Raw genomic sequence first — 259 nt, forward strand, 5'->3', positions numbered from 1 at the left:
GTGTTATTAACATCATCATCCTTAAACATATGTAAGAAACCGGCATTAGTGCCAATTAGGATACGAATATCATTATTACCGTAATCTAATGCAACAGGTTTAGAATGAAGCGGGTCGCCAAAAATATTTTGCCTTTGATCTGTAGTACTGTTGTCACTATCTTCATCATCAACGTCTATTCCCATAGTCCATTTGATATCAGAATCCGATAATAAAATAGAGTTATCTGGAACTAAGTCTAAAACTTCATTAACTATAG

The 259-nt window shown here is 33.6% G+C and carries 1 protein-coding gene; it reads right to left on the minus strand.

Going from position 1 to position 259, the window contains the following annotated elements; genetic code table 11:
- The coding region (locus tag R0K30_RS22490) for a hypothetical protein (RefSeq protein ID WP_410613124.1) at positions 1-259 on the minus strand (259 nt) is incomplete at both ends.

The sequence above is a fragment of the Bacillus sp. SIMBA_154 genome (assembly GCF_046536015.1).
Lineage (GTDB): Bacteria > Bacillota > Bacilli > Bacillales > Bacillaceae > Bacillus > Bacillus pumilus_P.